Origin of the sequence: Roseibaca sp. Y0-43 (assembly GCF_020667835.1) — a bacterium.
In the GTDB taxonomy this organism is placed as follows: Bacteria; Pseudomonadota; Alphaproteobacteria; order Rhodobacterales; family Rhodobacteraceae; genus Roseinatronobacter.
In genome coordinates, this window is sequence record NZ_JAFMPR010000005.1 from 227721 (window position 1) to 247733 (window position 20013).

The following is a 20013-nucleotide window of genomic DNA, read 5'->3' on the forward strand; positions in this document are numbered from 1 at the left end:
GCGCCCTCGGCTCGCAACAAAATTACGCATATTAATATTTCGTCAAGGGCAAATTTTAGGTAATTTTCGCAAAATGCAGTTTTCCTTGGTTTTTTAACCCTTTGTAAAACCAATTTATTTTTGCATCCCACCGTATACCGTCCATTTCGGGTGAAAATGACGGCTTGGCCGACAGCAACGGGCCAGACTCGGGCAAAAGAGCCCCGTGCCGGGGACGGCGGTTCGGGGCGGCGGCTAGGCGCGGCGACCGGCCTTAGACATAAGCTGTCCGGCCTCTGCCAGTGTGGGAAGCGCGGTCAGATCGGACAACGACACCGGCAGGCGACGACGCCAGTTGGGGTGCTCGAAAATCGTGCCGGGCAGGTTCGCCTGTTCCAGCGCGCCCGCCAGATCCTCGCCTTGCACGGCCACAAGGGTGCTGGCGCTGCGAGCCAGATGGCGGTGCAAGGCGGTCAGATCAGACCCACCCGCAAGACGGTCGAAGGCGGCCACATCGGCAGCGCGCTCGGCGCGGGCGCTTGCCTCATTCGCCACCTCGCCCAGTTGCGCGCGCCAGTCAATGTCGCGCCCCGCCCGCCAGCCTTGCCATGTGGGCAAATCATGTGTGCCCCAACTGGCCAATGCCGCTTGGGTGTAGTCTTCGGGCGGGGTGAAGCTTTTGTCACCGGCCCAGTCACGCTCGAACATGGCGACACGGCAGCCCATGACACCCGCATCCGCCAGCGCATCGCGCAATCCGTCGGGGATGGTGCCAAGGTCTTCGCCGATCACGAACGCGCCCGCGCGCGCCACTTCGATGCGCAGCACGGCCAGCAATTCGTCGCGCGGCATCGACACGTAAAGCCCCGGCAACCCATCGGGCAGCCAGAAGCTGCGCTCCAGCCCCAAGATATGATCCATACGCAAAAGCCCGCAGAAGCGAAGCTGCGCGCGCAGGGTCTGGGCAAAGGCGGTGTAGCCCGTGGCGCGCAGCCGGTCGGGGCGCAAGGGGGCAAGCCCCCAGCGTTGCCCCGATGGCCCCAGCAGATCGGGCGGCGCGCCAAGGCTGACGCCTTGCGCGAAAGAGCTGCGCTCGGCCCATGTTTCCGCCCCATACGGATGGGTGCCGACGGCAATGTCCAGATACAGGCCAAACTCCATGCCCGCCGCCTTGGCCTGTGCATGGCTTTGCGCCAGTTGCGCCTCTGCCCGCCATTGCGCCCATGCGTGAAAGCGCAAGGCATCTGCATGGTCACTTGCGAAGCGCTGCACCTCCGGGCTGTCGGGCGTCTGGTAAGCGGCGGGCCAGTCGCACCAATAGGGGCCATAGACCTCGCTTAGCGCTTGGTGGATGGCGAACTGCTCCAGCGCCGCGCCACCCGCCGCAAGCGCCGCGTCAAAGGCCGGGTGCCCTGCGAATTGTGCAAACTCGGCCTTGAGCGCGGCGCGTTGGGCGGGAATGGTGCGCGCGTAGTCGATCAGACCGTTGTTTTCGGGCATGGGCTGGCCCGTCTGGACATGCAGCACATTCAACCGCCGCCGATGCGAGGGCGCGTAGGGCGAGTAATTCGTCGGGTCATCGGGAAAGCCCGCGTGAATAGGGTTGATGCCCAGAAACCCCGCACCGTGATGGGCCAGCCCCTTGGCCAAGGCACCAAGCTGCGGATAGCTGCCCATGCCCGCCTGCACCCCGTCCCAGAGCGCGAACAGGGGCAGTGTCACGCCCCAACGGCGGGGCGGCAGCGGCAAGCGGTCGGGGGCGGCAAGCAGATGCACCACGCGTGGTCCCTGCGCCAGATGGTGATAGCCCATCGGCAGCGGTGGCAGTGCGCCCTTGCCGCGCAGAACCTCGCCCGACTCCAGCGTCAGCACCCAAGGACCGCCGTCACAGGGGACAGGCTGCCCCATCGTCACCGCGCGGGAACTGGCGTTGCGCAACTCTTCCGGCAGGGCGGCGTCGGGATTGCCGTGGCCCAGCGCCGCCAGCACCGCCTCGCGGCTGGCGGGCGGGGCAACCTGCATCCGCCCTGCCCCGTCGCGGTAGCTCCAGATCAGCCCGGCTGTGCGGCACAGGTCATCCAGCGCGGACATCAGGCGTCTTCCAACACCAGCGCCGAGACGGAATGCCCCGGCACCCGCAGCTTGCCAAAGGCAATGCGTTCATGCGGGGCTTTGGGCGCATGGGAATTGATCCGCCGTGACCAGACCTTGCCGTCGGGCGCGGGCGAGAGCGTGACCTCCAGATCATCGCCGGCGTTGAAGACCAGAAACAGCGCGTATTCCAGATCGGCATAGGCGGGCGTGCCCGAGGCTTTGCGCAATTCCACGCAGACATGGGATAGCGCGGGGTCTTCCCAATCCTCGGGCGTCATCAGCCGCCCGGACGGGTGCCACCACAGCATATCGGCCTTGCCGTCGGCGCTGCGCTCTTTCGAATGCAGGAACAGCTTCTGGCGCAGGATCGGGTGGCGCTTGCGAAACGCGATCAGGCGGCGGGTGAAGGCCAGCATATCCGCATCGACATCGTCCCAGTCCAGCCAAGAGATCGGGCTGTCCTGACAATAGGCGTTGTTGTTACCTTGCTGGGTATGGCCGATCTCGTCCCCGGCCAGGATCATGGGGGTGCCCTGGCTAAGCAGGAGCGTCGCCATCAGGTTGCGCCGGCGCAACGCGCGGGCCTGCACGACATGCGGCTCTGCGGTTGGCCCCTCCACGCCCATGTTGTCCGAGAAATTCTCGGAATGGCCGTCGCGATTGTCCTCGCCATTGGCAAGGTTGTGCTTGCTGGCATAGCTGACGAGGTCCATCAGGTTGAACCCGTCATGCGCGGTTATGAAATTGACCGAACTTGTGGCGCTGCGCCCGGAATGGTCGAACTGCATGGCAGAGCCGGTGATCCGCGCCGCGAGCTCTGGCGCTTGGCGGCTGTCGCGGCGCCAGAACCGGCGCACCCCGTCGCGGAACTTGTCGTTCCATTCCAGGAACGGATGCGGATAGGCCCCAAGCTGGTAGCCGCCGGGGCCGATGTCCCAAGGCTCTGCAATCAGCTTTACGCGGCTGAGCACCGGGTCTTGGCGGATCGCGGCAAAAAACGCGGAATTGGGCTGGAACCCATGCTCGTCGCGCGCCAGCGTCGAAGCCAGATCGAAGCGAAAGCCATCGACGCGCATCACCTCGACCCAGTAGCGCAGGCTGTCCATGACCATGCGCAGCACCATCGGGTGATCCAGGTTCAGCGTGTTCCCGCAACCCGTGTCATTGATGTAATAGCGCGGATCGGGGGCCAGCCGGTAATAGCTGCGATTGTCGATGCCCCGGAAGGACAGGGTCGGACCAAGTTCGGACCCCTCGCAGCTGTGGTTATAAACCACGTCCAGATATACCTCGATCCCGGCGCTGTGCAGCCGCGCGACCATGTGCTGGAACTCGCTGATCTGGCCATGCGCCAGATAGCGCGGATCGGGGGCGAAAAAGCCCAGCGTCTGGTAGCCCCAGTAATTCGTCAGCTTCTTCTCGACCAGCCAGCGGTCGTTGAGAAAGGCCTGCACCGGCAACAGTTCGATCGCGGTAATGCCCAGATTGACCAGATGGTCCAGCACCCGGTCAGAGGCCACGGCCTGAAACGTGCCCGGATCGGGGCAGCCGATGCGCTGGGTCAGGCCTTTGACATGGGCCTCGTAGATGATTGTTTCGCTCAGCGGCGTCGCGGGCGGGCGGTCGTTGCCCCAGAAGAAGCTTGTATCCTCGACCACCGATTTCGGCATGAACCGGGCCGAGTCGCGGGTGGAATAGGTCAGGTCCAGCGTCTTGGCCCCGGTCTTGTAGCCGAAGACCGCGTCCGACCAGCGCAGATGGCCTGTCAGCCGCTTGGCATAGGGATCGACCAGCAGCTTGTGCGGGTTGAAGCGGTGGCCTTGTTCGGGCGCATAGGGACCATGCACGCGGTATCCGTAAAGCTGGCCGGGAAACAGGCCCGGCACGCGCCCGTGCCAGACATAGCCCGTGCGCTCCGGCAAGCGCAGCCGGTGGGTTTCGCGCGCCCCGTCGGTGGAAAACAGGCACAGCTCTACCGCCGTGGCATGTTCGGAAAACAGCGCGAAATTCACGCCATCCCCGTCAAAGGTCGCGCCGATGCGGTCGTGGCGACCGCGCTCGATGGTCAGGGGCATGGGGACATGGTCCTTGAATCGGCCAGCTTCGCGTAAAGCTCTGCGTAAAGCGGGGCGCTGGCGTCCCAGCCCACGGGGTGTTTCATGGCATTTTTCTGAATGCGCCGGAAGGTGGCGGTCTGGCCATGCAGCGCGCATAGCCGCAGCAACGCATGGACCAGCGCCGGCACCGAATGCGAGGCGTGCACGATACCCGTCGCCACCCCCGCCGCCAGCGCCGCCGCATTCGCGTCGATCACCGTGTCGGCCAGCCCGCCCGTGCGCGCCACCACCGGCAGCGCGCCATAGCGCAGCGCGTATAGCTGGGTCAGCCCGCAGGGTTCAAACCGTGACGGCACCAGAACCGCGTCAGCACCCGCATACATGCGGTGCGACAGCGCTTCGTCATAGCCGATACGCACGCCGACCTGACCGGGCCTTGCATCCGCCGCCGCGCGCCAAGCCTGTTCCAGATGCGGGTCGCCAGAACCCAGAAGCGCAAGCTGCCCGCCCGCTTTCAGGAAATCGGGCAAGGCCGCCAGCAACAGATCCAACCCCTTCTGGTCGGACAGCCGCGAGACAACGACCGCCAGCGGCCCCGACCCATCGTCCAGCCCGAATTCCTGCCGCAGCAGCCGCGCATTGACCCCCTTGCCAGAGGGCAGGCGATACCATTGCACCGCCGGGTCGCGCACCGGATCCCAAACATCGGTGTCGATGCCGTTCAGGATACCTGACATGTCGGCAGCCCGCGCCCGGATCACGCCATCCAGCCCCATGCCGTAGTCCGGCGTCATCAATTCCTGCGCATAGGTCGGGCTGACGGTGTTGAGCGCGCTTGCCCCCACAAGCCCTGCCTTGAGCGCAGAGACCTGCCCGAAAAACTCGAACCCGTCCATGTTGAACCGCGCGGGCGACAGGGCCAGCCGTTCCATCCGGTCGGGCTTGGTCAGGCCGTGAAAGGCGATGTTGTGAATGGTCAGCAGCGTGGGCGTGCTGGCCCCCATTTGCGCCAGGTAGACCGGGACCAGCCCCGCCTGCCAGTCGTGCAGATGCACCAGTTCGGGGCACCAGCCGCCCAGCCCGTCCTGCGCAATCCGCGCGGCCGCCATGCAGAGCGCGGCAAAGCGCAGGTCATTATCGGCCCAGTCACGCCCCGCAGCGTCCAGATACGGCGAGCCGTCGCGGTCATAAAGCGCGGGCGCATCAAGGATCAGCAGGTCCAGGGCACCCCGGCTGGCCGCCAGGATCCGCGCAGGCAGGCCCAGCAGATCGGGCCATTCCGCCAGCACACGGGCACGCGGAAACGCGGCCATGACAGCAGGGTAGCCCGGCACCAGCGTGCGAATGGCCCAGCCTTGCGGCGCAAGGGCTGCGGGCAAAGCACCCACCACATCGGCCAGCCCGCCCGTCTTGACCAGCGGCGCACATTCCGAGGCGACCGCCAGAACCGACCGTGTCTTGGGTGTTGTCATATTTGCCCTGCGCGCCTGTTGAGCATGGATTGCGTAATCAGCGTGACACCGCCGGGGGTGACGCGGAACCATTTCGCGTCTTCCTCGGGGTCTTCGCCGACCACCAGTCCTTCGGGGATTGTGACGCCACGGTCAATGACCACCTTGGTCAATTGCGCATGGCGTCCGATGGTGACGTAAGGCAGCACCACCGCTTCGGTCAGCGACGCCCATGAATTGGAATGCACGCCCGTGAACAACAGCGAATCCCGCACCTCTGTGCCAGAGATGATGCAGCCCCCAGACACAAGCGACGACAGCGCCAGCCCGCGGCGGCTTTCCTCGTTATGGACGAATTTCGCGGGCGGGGCGGATTCCGAATAGGTCCAGATCGGCCAATTGCGGTCCCACAGGTCCAGTTCCGGGTCAAAGCCCGTCAGGTCGATATTCGCGCGCCAGAAGGCATCGACGGTGCCGACATCGCGCCAATAGGCGCTGGCATCGGCGCGGTGACGCACGCAACTAGTCTCGAACCTGTGCGCCATGGCCTTGCCATGCTTCACGACCTTGGGGATCAGGTCGCCCCCGAAATCGCGGTTCGAATTGGGCAGTGCCGCGTCCTCGATCAGCAATTGGCGCAGGAATTGCCAGTCGAAGACATAGATCCCCATCGACACAAGCGATTGTCCGGGGCTGCCGGGGATCGAGGGCGGGTCTTTGGGCTTTTCCACGAAATCGGTGATCCGGCCCCCGGCATCGACCGCCATGACGCCAAAGGCCGTGGCTTCCTCGCGCGCGACGGTCAGGCAGCCCACGGTCACATCCGCGCCGGTTTCGACATGCTCGCGGATCATCACCTCGTAATCCATTTTATAGATATGGTCGCCCGCCAGAATGACCACGTATTCAACGCCATAGCTGTCGACGATGTCGATATTCTGGTAAACGGCATCGGCGGTGCCCTCATACCAGTGCAGTTCATCGACACGCTGCGAGGCGGGCAGGATGTCCAGATACTCATTCCGCTCGGCGCGGAAGAAGTTCCAGCCGCGCTGGCAATGGCGGATCAGCGAATGCGCCTTGTATTGCGTGGCGATCGCCATCTTGCGAATGCCCGAATTCAGCGCGTTCGACAGTGCGAAGTCGATGATCCGGGTCTTGCCGCCGAAATAGACTGCCGGTTTCGCGCGGTTGTCGGTCAATTCGTGCAGCCGCGAACCGCGCCCCCCTGCCAGGATGAACGCCATGGAACGGCTGGACAGTCGTTGCGTTGCAGGGGTCATTGATCTTCCTCCGGGATCAGGAACAGGGTGGAGAGGGGTGGCACCAGAACCGTGGCAGACTGGTCCTGACCGCTTTGGGGCGGGCCATCGGCAATGACCCAGCCCAGATTGCCCCGGTTCGACCCGCCATAGCGCTCGGCATCGGTGTTGAGTGCCTCGCGCCATCTTCCTCCAAGTGGCAGGCCCAGCGGCCAATGCCGCTCGACCGGGGTGAAATTGCAAATGACGACCACGGGCTTGGTGCCCGCCTCGCCCCAGCGGACCCATGACAGCACCGATTCTTCGTAAGCGTCGCGGTCGATCCATGTGAAGGCCGTGCTGTCGGCGTCGCGCTGATAGAGCGCGGGCTGGCCGCGATAGAATGTGTTCAGGTCGCGCACCAGCGTTTGCAGCCCCGCATGGCCGGGATGGCCAAGTGCTGCCCAATCCAGTTCGGTGTCATGGTTCCATTCATGGCCCTGCCCGAACTCGCAGCCCATGAACAACAGCTTCTTGCCGGGATGGCCCCACATGAAGCCGTAATAGGCCCGCAGATTGGCCAGCTTGGACCCGTGGTCGCCCGGCATTTTCTGCAACATGCTGCCTTTGCCGTGCACCACCTCGTCATGGCTGATGGGCAGGACGTAGTTTTCGCTGAACGCATAGACCAAGCCAAAGGTCATCTGGTTGTGGTGGTGGCGGCGGTGGATCGGGTCTTTCTCCATGAAAGACAGCGTGTCGTTCATCCAGCCCATGTTCCACTTGAACCCAAAGCCAAGCCCACCATGATGCGCGGGCGCGGTTACACCGGGCCAAGCCGTGCTTTCCTCGGCCACCACGGTCACGCCCGCCGGCCCCTCGCCATAGGCGAGCGTGTTCATCTCGCGCAGGAAGTCGATCGCCTCGTAATTCTCGCGCCCGCCGTCACGATTTGGGATCCATGCGCCATCTTCGCGCGAATAGTCGCGGTAGAGCATGGAGGCGACGGCATCCACGCGCAGCCCGTCCAGATGGAACTCGCGCAGCCAGTAGATGGCATTCGCGGTCAGGAAATTGCGCACCTCGGTGCGGCCGAAATTGTAGATATGGGTGTTCCAATCGGGGTGAAACCCCTCGCGCGGGTCGGCATGTTCGTAAAGGGGCGTGCCGTCGAAATGGGCAATGCCATGCGCGTCGTTGGGGAAATGGGCGGGCACCCAATCCATCAGCACGCCAAGGTCCTTGGCATGGGCGGCATCCACCAGCGCGCGGAAATCGTCGGGACTGCCATGGCGCGCGGTCGGCGCATAAAGCCCGGTCGGCTGATACCCCCACGACCCCCCGAACGGGTATTCGGCCAAGGGCATGAATTCGATGTGCGTAAAGCCCATGTGATGGGCGTAATCGACTAGCTCCTCCGCGGCCTCACGGTAGCTGAGCGCGCGCCCGTCGCGGTGGCGCCAGGACGCGAGGTTCACCTCGTAGATGCTGACAGGTTCTGCATGAAGGTTCCCTTCGGCGCGCCGGCCCATCCAATCGGCATCGGCCCAGTCGCGGGTCGTGGCCGCGGGCACAAGCGAGGCGGTGGCGGGCGGGCATTCGGTGGCGCGCGCGACCGGGTCGGCTTTCAGGAAAGGCGCACCGTCACGGGGGCGGATCTGGTATTTATAAGCCTCGCCCGGTTGCAGACCGGGCAGGAAAATCTCCCACACGCCGTTGCTGCGGTGGCGCATGGGCGCGCGCCGCCCGTCCCATCCGTTGAAGCCGCCGACAACCGACACGCCGCGCGCATTGGGGGCCCAGACCGCGAAATGCACGCCCGCCACGCCCTCATGCGTAACGGGATGCGCGCCAAGCGCATCCCACAGGCGGCGATGCGTGCCCTCACCGATCAGATACAGGTCCATATCACCCAAGACAGGGCCAAAGCGGTAAGGGTCGTCATACTCCCACGTGTTGACCCCGTCGCTGGCGCGCAGGTGGTATTTCTTGCGCCGGCCAAGATCGCCGCAGAACACGCCCTGCCCCTTGGGCTGCAAGACCACCTCGCCCGATGGCGTGATGGCGCTGATGCTTTGGGCATAGGCATCGAAGGTCACCAACACCCCGGCACGCCCTCGGTGACGCGGGCCGAACATATCGAACGGATCATCGACGCGCCCCTCCGCGATGGCGCGAATGTCGTCGTCGGAAATATCTTTGGGTGGAGTGGTATTTGCCCGTGCCATGCGAATTTGTCGCGCAGGTCCGGGCGAATGGCAATGATATTGTTAACGGTAGCGCCCCGCCCCGGCTGACGGGACGGGGCAAGGCCCGGTCAGATCATCGGGTCGATTTTCCAGATATCGGCCATGTAGCCCTTGATCGTGCGGTCGCTGCTGAACCAGCCGGTGCGCGCGGTGTTGATCGCGGCCATGCGCGTCCAGTTATCCGGGTCGGCCCAAGCCTGATCGACACGGCGCTGCGCGTCCCAATAGCTGTCGAAATCGGCGCAGACCGTGAAATAATCATGGCTGCGCAAATTCTGGGCAAGATCGGAATAGGTCGTCTTGTCGCCGTTCGAAAAGGCACCGGATTCGATCATCTCGAGCGCCGCACTCAGGCGCGGGCTGGCCTTGATCGCGCGCGCGGCGTGGTCCGGCGTTTCGCGGCGCTTGACCACTTCGTCAGCCGTCATGCCGAACAGGAAGAAATTCTCTGCCCCGACCAGTTCGCGGATTTCGACATTCGCGCCGTCGAGCGTGCCGATGGTCAGCGCGCCGTTCAGGCTGAATTTCATGTTGCCGGTGCCCGACGCTTCCTTGCCCGCGGTCGAGATCTGCTCGGACAGGTCCGATGCCGGGATCAGGCGTTCGGCCATGGTGACGTTGTAATTGGCCGGATAGACCACCGTCAGCAGGTCGCGGGTGGACTTGTCGGAGTTAATAACGCGCGCCACGTTGTTGATAAGATGGATGATTTCCTTCGCCATCACGTAGCCCGGTGCAGCCTTGCCGCCGAAGATCTTGACGCGGGGCGCCCAGTTGCCCTTGGGATTGGCGCGGATTTCCTGCCACAGCGCGATGGTTTCCAGAATGTTCAGGTGCTGGCGCTTGTATTCGTGGAAGCGCTTGATCTGCACGTCGAACATGGCATCGGGATTTACGGAAATGCCCATCTCGCGCTCGATCCATGCGGTCAGGTCGCGCTTGTTCTCGGCCTTGATCGCGGCGAAGCGGTCGCGGAACCCCTGCTCGGCAATCGCCGGTTCCAGCTCGACCAAGCGTTCAAGGTTGTCTTCCCACCCCTCGCCAATCGTGTCGGTAATCAGCGCCGACAGGCGCGGGTTCGCGCCCTTGACCCAGCGGCGCGGGGTGACGCCATTGGTCTCGTTCACGATGCGGCCGGGATGCAGTTTGTTCAACTCGGCAAAGACCGTGTCCTTGACCAGTTCGGAATGTAGCGCCGAGACGCCATTGACCTTGTTGGCCATGATGAAGCTCAACTCACCCATCTTGACCTCGCCGCCCTCGACGATAGAGACCTTGCGCTTGGGGTGCGCCTTTGCGTGCAGCTCGTCGATGCGCTCGATGATCTGCATGTGGCGCGGAAGAACCTGTGTCATCAGCTTTTCCGGCCAGCGTTCCAGCGCTTCGGGCATCAGCGTGTGGTTGGTGTAGCCAAGGCAGGCGCGGGCGGTGTCGACCGCCTGTTCAAAGGCCATGCCCCGCTCATCGGCCAACAGGCGCACCAGTTCCGGGCCTGCGATGGCCGGGTGGGTGTCGTTCATCTGGATGGCGACCTTGCTGGGCAGGGCTGCCAGATCGTTATGCTCGGCGCTGAAACGGCGCAGGATGTCGCGGATGGACGCAGCAGTGAAGAAGAATTCCTGCTTCAGCCGAAGCTCCTTGCCCTGATCGGTCGTATCATCGGGGTAAAGCACACGGCTGATGGTGCGCGCCAAGGCTTCGGGTGCTGCGGCCCCGGCGAAATCGCCCTTGTTGAACGCGGCCAAGTCGAACGCGGTCAGCGGCTCTGCCCCCCACAGGCGCAGGGTATTGGCCCATTTGCCCTGCCAGCCGATGATTGGCGTATCATAGGCCTTGGCGATGACGGCATCATCCGGCGTCCAGACCGCAGAGCGGCCCGTTTCCGCCACGCTGCCGCCGAAACCGATGTTGAAGCTGGCTTCCGGGCGCTCGAATTCCCAGCCGTGTTTCTGGCGCAGCCAATCCTCGGCAGTTTCGACCTGACGCCCGTCGGGGCCGAAGCTTTGGCGAAACAGGCCGTGTTCGTAGCGAATGCCGTAGCCATAGGCCGGGCAACCCAGTGTCGACATGGAATCGAGGAAACAGGCCGCCAGACGGCCCAAACCGCCATTGCCCAGCGCCGCATCGGGTTCATCGGCCAGCACGGTGTCGAAATCGAAGCCCAGCCCCGCCACGGCCTCGCGCGCGGCCTCTGTCAGGCCGGTATTCAGGATGGCATCTTCCAGCAAGCGCCCGATCAGGAATTCCATGGACAGGTAATAGACCCGCTTCGACTGCGCGGCATAGGTCGCGCGCGTGGCCCGGAACCACGGCTCTATCACGCGGTCGCGGATCGCGAGCGTCAATGCCATGCGCATGTCGTAAAGGCTGGCATGGACCAAGTCCTTGCCTTGCGAATACTCGATATGCTTCAGGATCGCATCGCGCAGTTCTGTGGCAGTCATCGGCAGTGTTTCCTTGCTGATCTTCGTCGGCATCCAACCGGCAGAGCCATCGGTTTGCGCGTCGAAGGTGATAGACCTGTTCATGTGCATTCGGTTTTCCTGTCCGGCAGTCGGGATCAATGGTGCCCATCGAAAAAATGTGGCAAGGCGCGTTATCGCGGGCGATCCGGGCTAAAAACAGGCAACCATGGTATGTTTTGACGGCATAAGTGGCGGTATCGGAAACGGTCGGATACGCCGCGCCAGAGGCTTTGTCCAGCGCGCGGATGGCGCGCGGGGCGGGCGTCGGGGCTGTGGCGGATGGGGTGGGATTCGAACCCACGGTAGGCTTTCACCTACGCTGGTTTTCAAGACCAGAGCCTTAAACCACTCGGCCACCCATCCGGCCAGCAGGTGCTAACGCGGCGCTGCGGGCAACGCAAGATGCCTTCGCGTTTTGGGCTGGACAAGGCGCGGCAAGCCGGTCATCTGTGCACATGTTCACTATCCAGCACAAGAGCCGCGTGCCATGCCGACGCCCCCCACCTTTGCCAATTGGGTCGTACTTTATGCGCTGGGGCTGATCTGGGGCGCGTCCTTTCTGGGTGTGGCCTTTGCGCTGGAGGGGTTCGGCCCCATCAGCATTGCCGCCGGGCGCATCGCGCTGGGGGCGCTGACGCTGGCGCTGGTGGCGCTTGTTGCGCGTATTCCCCTGCCCCGCGATCCGGTTGTCTGGGCCTTTACCGCCGGGATGGCGGTGTTGTCCAACGCGCTGCCCTTCTTCCTGCTCAGCTGGTCGCAGCAGCATGTCACCTCTGGCTTCGCGGGTATCACCATGGCCGCGATCCCGCTATTCGTGATCGGGCTGGCGCATGGTTTCGTGCCCGGTGAGAGGTTGACGCGGCCCAAGGCCATCGGCTTTGCCGCCGGTCTTGTGGGCGTGGCCGTGCTGATCGGGCCGGGCGTGCTGGACAGTTCCGGCTCTGCGCAGGAAAGCCTTGCGCGGATCGGCTGCCTTTGTGCCTCTCTCAGCTATGCGGTGGGCGCGATCGTCACGCGCCGCTGCCCAAGCGTGCATCCGGTGGCCTTTGGGGTTCTGGCGCTTGGCCTTGCCAGCGCCGTGATGGTGCCGCTTGCGCTGCTGGTTGAAGGCATCCCCACCGCCCCCTCTGCCCGCGCCATCGGGGCCGTTGTCTATCTGGGGCTGTTTCCGACCGGGCTTGCCACGCTCTTGCTGGTCGCGATCATCCGCAGCGCGGGGCCAAGCTTCCTGTCGCAGGTCAACTATCACGTGCCGGTCTGGTCGGTCATCCTTGGCGTGGTGGTCCTGTCCGAAGATCTGCCCGGCCGCTTCATCCTTGCGCTGGCGATCATCATCGGCGGGCTGGTCTACAGCCGCCGCAAACCGGTTCAGCCCGTGGTCGCGCCGTGATAGCATCGCACCATGTGCGGACGTTTTGCCCTGACCCTGCCCGATGACGCCGTCGCGCGCCTGTTCGACGCGCGCCTGTCCAATGACAGCGCCACGGCGCATGGGCAGAATATCTGCCCGACGCAGCCGGTTCTGACCATCCTCAGCAAGGCGGGCGAGCGCCATGCAGGGCCGATGCGCTGGGGGTTTCTGCCGCATTGGTACACAACTGAAACCGATGGGCCGCTGCTGATAAACGCGCGCGCCGAGACCATCGCCACCAAACCCGCTTTCGCGCAGGCCGTGCGCAGGCGGCGGTGCCTGATCCCGGCGACCGGCTTTTACGAATGGACCAAGGATGCCGAGGGCGCGCGCCTGCCGTGGTATATTTATCCGCCCGAGGGCGGCGTTCTGGCCTTTGCGGGCGTCTGGCAGGTCTGGGGCGCGGAGGATACGCGGCAGGCGACCTGCGCCATTGTGACATGCGCCGCCAATGACAGGCTGAAAGCGCTGCACCACCGGATGCCGGTTATCCTTAGCCCACAGGACTGGCCCAAATGGCTGGGCGAAGAGGGCCACGGCGCGGCCCCGCTCATGCGTCCAGCGCCTGACGACGCGCTTCGGTTTCACCGCGTGGGCACGGCAATCAATTCCAACCGCGCCAGCGGCGACGGGCTGATCGACCCGCTGCCACTTGGCACAGGCTGATTTCCAACCTGTGCACAGGGGCGAATCTGGCCTATGCTGCCCGCATCAGTCACCAGACACGAAGGCCCGCCATGCGTCCGATCTTTCTTGCCCTGCCCGCCCTGCTTGCCCTGACCGCCTGCATAGAGGTGGACATGAATGTCGAAGTCTTGGGCGAGGACGAGGCCCGCGTCACGGGCTACATGCAGATCAACCGCCAGATGTTCGAGATGTCTGGGCAGGATGCCTCTTTCTGCGATGAAGAGGATGGCGGCACGCTGGTGATGACCGACACCCATGCCCGCTGCGAGATCGACCAGACCGGCTCCTTTGCCGAGATCATGGATGATGGCGGCGACGGCGGCCCCGAAGACATTCAGGCCCAGCTCGTGCATCTGGGCGGCAACCGCGTGCGTGCGCTCATGCCCCTGTCGGCCATGTCGGGCCAGATGGATGAAATGGCCGAAGACCCGCAAGCGCTGGCCATGGCGCAGCAAATGCTGGCGGGGCTGTCGATCACCTTTTCGGTCACGGGTGCGAGCGTCGAAAGCACCACGGGCACGCTGTCAGATGACGGCACCACAGCCAGCGTGACCTTGGGCGTCGAAGACCTGCTTGCGCCGGGCACGCCGCTGACGGATTTCGAAACCATCGTTACCTATTGAGCGCCACGCGCCCCGGCCCAGAGCCGGGGCCTTGCGGCCAACCGCGCTGCCAGATCAGACGCCATTCCCGCGCAGGTAGCTGACCAGCGCTTGCGTGGACCCGTCCTTGCCCGACGCATCCGCACCTTCCAACACCGGCCCAAGCGCCGTGGCAAGTTCTTTGCCCAGCTCGACCCCCCATTGGTCGAAAGAGTTGATGCCAAGGATCACCCCTTCCACGAACACCCGGTGCTCATAAAGCGCCACGATCTGGCCCAAGGTGAAGGGCGTCAGCTTGGGATAAAGCAGCATGGTCGAGGGGCGGTTACCCGGAAATACGCGGTGGCGCGCTTGGCGTTCCAGCTCTGCGCCCTCCAGCCCCTTGGCGGCCATGATCGCACGCGCCTCGTCCAGGCTGCGGCCCTTCATCAAGGCCTCTGCCTGTGCCAGGCAATTCGCCGCCAGCAAGCGGTGCTGATGCGCCAGGTCCGGCTCATGCCCTTGGGCGGCCAGCAGGAATTCGCAAGGCACCACCCGCGTGCCTTGGTGGATCAACTGGTAAAAGGCGTGCTGGCCATTGGTGCCCGGCTCGCCCCAGACAACGGGGCCGGAATGACGGCCAAGGTCCTCGCCATCCATGCCGATGCGCTTGCCGTTGCTCTCCATCTCCAGCTGTTGCAGATAGGCGGGCAATCGCGACAGGCGTTGCTCATAGGGCAGCACTGCGCGGGTGGCGTGGCCGCAAATCTGGTTGTGCCAGATGCCCACCAGCGCCAGCATGACGGGCATATTCTCGGCAAAAGGCGCTTCCACGAAATGCGCATCCATCGCGCGCGCCCCCGCAAGGAAGCGGTCAAACCGGACCGCGCCGATGGCAATCATCAGCCCTAGGCCAATCGGACCCCACATGGAATAGCGCCCGCCGACCCAATCGGCAAAACCGAAGACCCGTTCGGGCGCGATGCCGAAGGCGGCAGTCTTGTCGGCGGCGGTGGATACGGCTGCGAATTGCGCCGCCGGGTCCATGACCTTTTCAGCCATCCACGCGCGCGCGGTTTCGGCATTGGTCATCGTCTCGATCGTGGTGAAGGTCTTGGACGCCACGATCACCAGCGTCGTCGCCGGGTCCAGCCGTTCCAGCGTGTCGCCGATATGCGCGCCATCGACGTTCGAGACGTAATGCAGCCGTGGCCCGTCATGGAACGGCTCCAGCGCGAGGGTTGCCATCGCCGGGCCAAGGTCGGACCCGCCGATGCCGATATTCACGACATCGGTGATCCGCCCGCCCTGCCCTTGGAACGCGCCCGAACGCACGGCTTCGGCAAAAGCGTAAGCGCGCGCGCGGGTTTCGCGCAAGTCCGGCATGACATCAACGCCGTCCACCTCGATCACGGCGGCATCATCGGCGCGCTGCGCGATATGCAGCACCGCGCGGCCCTCGGTTTCGTTGATCTTGGCACCTGCGAACATCGCGTCGCGCTTTTCCGCCACGCCCTGCTCTTCAGCCAACCGCACCAAGATGTCGCGGCATTCGGCGTCGATATTCGTCTTGGAATAATCCAGCAGCATCTCGCCCGCGCGGATGCTGAACTCGGTGGCGCGGTTTGGGTCCGCGTCGAACAGCTCCAGCATGTGGCGCGCCTCTGCGCTGCGCTGGTTCTTGGCCAGATCAATCCATGTGGTCATTCTTGTCGTCCCTTGGTCATTCTATCTTGCCCCGAATAGTCGAAACGGGCGCAAAGCGCCCGCCCGTTTCGGGCTTATTCCGCCCAATGCACCTGTGCCTGATCCAGCAGCGCCGCGATGGGCGCCTGCTCGGGCGGCAGCTTGCGGGCGCGTTCGAGTGCGGCGCGTTTCTCTTTGCCGGTAATCAGCACATGAATGCGCAACGCCTTGCGCAAGACCGGCAGCGTCAGCGTGATGCGCGGCTCGCCCGCCGCTTCGGCGCGCAGCGCCATAAGCGGCGGCGCGTCCTGTGCCATGGCGTCGGCCAGCTTGTCCGCGCCCGGAAACAGGCTTGCGGTGTGCATATCCGCCCCCATGCCCAGCAGCAGCACCGAAATCGGCAAATGCGGGCGAATGCCGTCCGACAGCGCATCCAGCGCGTCTTCGGGCGTGGGCGTGCGGGCATAAAGCGGCACCAGCGTGGCCTCTGCCGCGCGGTTCGTCAGCAAGCGGCGGCGGATCAGCGCGGTGTTCGAGCGCGGGTTGTCCTCTGGCACCCAGCGCTCGTCATTGAGCATGACCGACACGCGCGCCCAGTCCAGATCGGCCCCCGACAGCGTGTCGAAAACCGGCCCCGGCGTGGTGCCGCCGGGCACCGACAACGTGGCGCGGTCATTGCTGCGCAAGCTTTCGCCCAGTTCGGACGCGATGCGCTGCGCCAAGCGCAGCATCATCATGTCGCGGTCGGGGTATTCGTGGAATTCCATCAGCGCATCTCCCGCCAGCGGCGCCCGTCGCGGTGCATCAGCATCAGTGACCCTTCCGGCCCGGCGGAACCGGGTTCATAGGGTTCGGGCACATCACCACGCTCTTCCATCATCTGCAAGACCGGATCGACCCAGCCCCATGCGGCTTCCACTTCGTCGCCGCGCATGAACAGCGTCTGATTGCCCCGTATCACGTCCATGATAAGCCGCTCATAGGCGTCGGGAATGTCCAGATCGTCGCCCAGCGCTTCGGCAAAGCTCATGTCCAGCGCCACGTCCTTCAGGCGCATACCGCCCGGTCCCGGTTCCTTGATCATCACGCGCAAATCCATGCCCTCATCGGGTTGCAGGCGGATGACCAGCACATTCTCGCGCCACTGGTTGCTTTCGCCGAAAATGGAATGCGGCGGTTCCTTGAAGGTGATCGCGATTTCGGACGCACGCGAGCGCAGGCGCTTGCCTGTGCGCAGGTAGAACGGCGTGCCCTTCCAGCGCCAGTTCGAGATATGCAGCTTCATCGCGACGAAGCTTTCGGTCCGGCTGTCGGGATTTCCGGCCTCTGTCAGATAGTCATCGCCATCCTTACCCCGATACTGCCCGCGCACGATTTCGGACGGCGCGACCGGGTCGAGCGCACGGATGACCTTCAGCTTCTCGTCGCGCATCGCGTCAGGGTCGAACCGGCTGGGCGGTTCCATGGCGATCAGGCACAAAAGCTGCATCATGTGGTTCTGCACCATGTCCCGGATCGCGCCGGAATGGTCGTAATATTCACCGCGCCCGCCAACCCCCACGGTTTCGGCCACGGTGATCTGCACATGGTCCACGTATTGCGCGTTCCACAAGGGTTCGAACAGGATATTGGCAAAACGCACCGCCATCAGGTTCTGCACGGTTTCCTTACCAAGGTAATGGTCGATGCGGTAAATCTGGTCTTCGTGGAAATAGCTGGCGAGCGAGGCGTTGAGCGCGCGTGCCGTCTCCAGATCCTTGCCGAAGGGTTTTTCGACCACGATTCGGCTGTCGCGATGGGCAATACCGCGTTCTTTCAACCGCTTGGCAATGTCACCGAACAGCGCGGGCGCGACCGACAGGTAAAAGGCGCGCACCTTGTCCTTGCGCATCAGCCCGGCCAGTTCGGCCCAGCCACCATCGCCACGTGCGTCGATAGTGACATAGTTCAGGATTTCCAGAAAGCTCGCGACGGTCTCGGCGACCAGCTCGGCTACTGGCAGAAATTCCTGAAGCGCCTCGCCCACCAGCGCGCGAAAGCCGTCTGCGTCCATGTCGCTGCGCGCGGCACCGATGATCGCGCTGCCTTCGGGGATTTGCCCTTCCTTCCAGCGCCGATAGAGGCCCGGAAGGATCTTGCGGCGGGCCAGATCGCCGGTGGCCCCGAAAATGACCAGATCGAACGGATCGACCGGGATGACGCGTGCGACCATATCACAACCTCCGCGATGTTAGCGCTAGCAACGCTTTACCCCGTCACCCGCGGGGCTGTCCAGTGCCAGCATGGTCGCGCGGGCGTTTATGCGTCAAGCTCGGTGTCCCAATACAGGTAATCCAGCCAGCTTTCATGCAGGTGGTTCGGCGGAAACCTGCGCCCCAGATTGCGCAGCAGTTCCGCATCGGGGCGGCGCGGCGGCTGGCGCAGCTTCATCCCCGACTCGCGCAGGGTTTTGGACCCCTTGCGCAGGTTACAAGGCGCACAGGCCGCAACCACGTTTTCCCAGCTTGTCACCCCGCCCAGCTTGCGCGGCAGAACATGGTCAAAGGTCAGGTCATGGCGCGAGCCGCAATACTGGCAGGCGAATTCATCGCGCAGGAACAGGTTGAAGCGCGTAAACGCCACGCGTTTGCGCGGTTTGACATATTCGCGCAGTACCACGACCGAGGGCACCTGGATTTCCATCCGCTGGCTACGCACGACTTCGTCGTAATGGGCCAGAATATCGACCCGGTCCAGAAACACCGCCTTGATCGCGTCCTGCCACGGCCAGAGCGACAAGGGATAATAGGACAAGGGCCGGTAATCGGCATTCAACACAAGCGCGGGAAACTGCTTCAGCGCGGTTGGTTCGCGGACGAATTCGGTCCTGAAATCACCATCCATGGTGCCACCCCTTATCTGGCGGCCCCCGGGGCGCAAACACCGCCCCACTGGGGCCAGCGTCAGGATGCGGTCACATCCCGACCGTAGGATCACTATATCTAGGGCAAATAATCTGACAAGCGATTACACTGCACCAGATGTCGCAGATTTCCGATTAGCCCAGAAAAGCGACAAAGCCGTGACAGGATGACGTGCCGACGGGCTTAGCGGCGGATGGTGTCGCCAAGGTTCAGGATCGGGTCCAGCTCGACCCGTTGCGCGCCGATCATGCCATCGGTCGGCTTGCCCGCGATGATCTGCGCGGCGCGCAGCCCGATTTCGCGGCGGCAGGCGTCGGTGGTGGCCAGTTGCAGGCGCAGACCTTGCAGCAACTCCAACCCGTTGAAGCCCGCAAGCCCAATGCTGCCGGGCACATCCAGCCCCTGATCCAGACAGTACAGCAAGCCCCCTGCTCCGATCATATCGTTGGAATAATACAGAAAATCCAGATCCGGCGTGCGCTTTAGCATGGCTTCGGTCATCTCGCGGCCCTTGGCCAATGACGAGCCGCCCGCGTAATCCTCTGTATCGGCCAGCGACAGCCCGGCTTGGGCCAAGGCCTCTGTGAAGCCTTCCAGACGTTTGCGCGCGCGGAAATCATCGGGCACCTTGGTGCCTAGAAACCCGATGCGGCGATAGCCCGCGCGGATGATCGCCTCGGCCATTTCGCGGCCCGCGCGCCGATGCGAGATGCCGACCACGGAATCGATCGCCTCGCCGTCGATATCCATAACCTCGACAATCGGGATGCCGGCATTTGCGAGCATCGCGCGCGCGGCATCGGTATGCTCCAGCCCCGCGACGATCACGCCAGAAGGGCGCCAGGACAGCATTTCGTAGATCACATTCTCTTCGCGCTCGGCTTGGTAATCGGTCGCGCCGAAGACAGGTTGCAGCCCGCTATCTTCCAACCCTGCGGAAATGCCGCGCAACACTTCCGGAAACACCATGTTGCCCAGTGACGGCACGATCACGCCCACAAGGTTCACCCGTTGCGACGCCAATGCCCCCGCGATCTTGTTCGGCACATAGCCCAGCGCCTTGGCTGCCGCCAGAACCTTGTCGCGCGTCGCGGGCGACACGTCATCGCGGTTGCGCAACACCCGGCTGACGGTCATTTCGCTGACCCCGCTGGCTTCTGACACATCGCGCAAAGTGAGGGGACGAGCGGTCTGGGGGGGCAGATAGGG

General features: G+C 64.0%; 14 protein-coding genes and 1 tRNA gene. 3 read left to right on the forward strand and 12 right to left on the reverse strand.

Going from position 1 to position 20013, the window contains the following annotated elements; genetic code table 11:
- Positions 1–234 precede the first annotated feature (234 nt).
- The 7 genes from malQ to J1C52_RS08520 form a co-directional block, all read right to left on the reverse strand.
- Positions 235–2070 (reverse strand): 4-alpha-glucanotransferase, encoded by a 1836-nt coding sequence (gene malQ, locus J1C52_RS08490; RefSeq protein ID WP_227427503.1) that lies wholly within the window; start codon positions 2068–2070, stop codon positions 235–237.
- Complete coding sequence (glgX, locus tag J1C52_RS08495; RefSeq protein ID WP_227427504.1) at positions 2070–4148, reverse strand: glycogen debranching protein GlgX; 2079 nt, start codon at positions 4146–4148, stop codon at positions 2070–2072. Before glgX ends, malQ begins: the two co-directional genes overlap by 1 nt.
- On the reverse strand, positions 4139–5602 hold the full coding sequence (gene glgA, locus J1C52_RS08500; protein ID WP_227427505.1) for a glycogen synthase GlgA: 1464 nt from the start codon (positions 5600–5602) through the stop codon (positions 4139–4141). Before glgA ends, glgX begins: the two co-directional genes overlap by 10 nt.
- Positions 5599–6864, reverse strand: a complete 1266-nt coding sequence (gene glgC / locus J1C52_RS08505) for a glucose-1-phosphate adenylyltransferase (RefSeq protein WP_227427506.1) — start codon at positions 6862–6864, stop codon at positions 5599–5601. The genes glgA and glgC overlap by 4 nt, the downstream gene beginning before the upstream one ends.
- On the reverse strand, positions 6861–9050 hold the full coding sequence (gene glgB, locus J1C52_RS08510; protein WP_227427507.1) for a 1,4-alpha-glucan branching protein GlgB: 2190 nt from the start codon (positions 9048–9050) through the stop codon (positions 6861–6863). The genes glgC and glgB overlap by 4 nt, the downstream gene beginning before the upstream one ends.
- Positions 9051–9139: 89 nt before the next feature.
- Positions 9140–11548 (reverse strand): glycogen/starch/alpha-glucan phosphorylase, encoded by a 2409-nt coding sequence (locus tag J1C52_RS08515; protein WP_227427579.1) that lies wholly within the window; start codon positions 11546–11548, stop codon positions 9140–9142.
- A 261-nt stretch (positions 11549–11809) separates the two neighbouring features.
- Positions 11810–11899, reverse strand: a tRNA-Ser gene (locus J1C52_RS08520).
- 124 nt (positions 11900–12023) lie between these two features.
- On the opposite strand from J1C52_RS08520, the gene J1C52_RS08525 reads away from it, so the two are divergent.
- The 3 genes from J1C52_RS08525 (at position 12024) to J1C52_RS08535 (ending at position 14257) form a co-directional block, all read left to right on the forward strand.
- Positions 12024–12926, forward strand: coding sequence for a DMT family transporter (locus tag J1C52_RS08525; RefSeq protein ID WP_227427508.1), 903 nt, complete (start codon positions 12024–12026; stop codon positions 12924–12926).
- A 12-nt stretch (positions 12927–12938) separates the two neighbouring features.
- The gene (locus J1C52_RS08530; RefSeq protein ID WP_227427509.1) at positions 12939–13613 is read left to right on the forward strand and encodes an SOS response-associated peptidase; all 675 of its coding nucleotides are present in this window, start codon (positions 12939–12941) and stop codon (positions 13611–13613) included.
- A 71-nt stretch (positions 13614–13684) separates the two neighbouring features.
- Positions 13685–14257, forward strand: coding sequence for a hypothetical protein (locus J1C52_RS08535; protein WP_227427510.1), 573 nt, complete (start codon positions 13685–13687; stop codon positions 14255–14257).
- Between the two features lie 54 nt (positions 14258–14311).
- Here J1C52_RS08535 and pgi read toward each other — a convergent pair whose 3' ends face one another.
- From pgi to J1C52_RS08560, 5 genes are all read right to left on the reverse strand, one after another.
- On the reverse strand, positions 14312–15922 hold the full coding sequence (pgi, locus tag J1C52_RS08540; protein ID WP_227427511.1) for a glucose-6-phosphate isomerase: 1611 nt from the start codon (positions 15920–15922) through the stop codon (positions 14312–14314).
- Between the two features lie 74 nt (positions 15923–15996).
- The gene (gene pgl / locus J1C52_RS08545; RefSeq protein WP_227427512.1) at positions 15997–16668 is read right to left on the reverse strand and encodes a 6-phosphogluconolactonase; all 672 of its coding nucleotides are present in this window, start codon (positions 16666–16668) and stop codon (positions 15997–15999) included.
- Positions 16668–18113 carry a glucose-6-phosphate dehydrogenase gene (gene zwf, locus J1C52_RS08550; RefSeq protein WP_227427513.1) on the reverse strand — a complete coding sequence of 482 codons (1446 nt, stop codon included), beginning with the start codon at positions 18111–18113 and terminating at the stop codon, positions 16668–16670. The genes pgl and zwf overlap by 1 nt, the downstream gene beginning before the upstream one ends.
- Before the next feature lie 86 nt (positions 18114–18199).
- On the reverse strand, positions 18200–18784 hold the full coding sequence (locus tag J1C52_RS08555; protein ID WP_227427514.1) for an HNH endonuclease: 585 nt from the start codon (positions 18782–18784) through the stop codon (positions 18200–18202).
- A gap of 203 nt (positions 18785–18987) precedes the next feature.
- Positions 18988–20007 carry a LacI family DNA-binding transcriptional regulator gene (locus J1C52_RS08560; RefSeq protein ID WP_227427580.1) on the reverse strand — a complete coding sequence of 340 codons (1020 nt, stop codon included), beginning with the start codon at positions 20005–20007 and terminating at the stop codon, positions 18988–18990.
- Positions 20008–20013 lie beyond the last annotated feature (6 nt).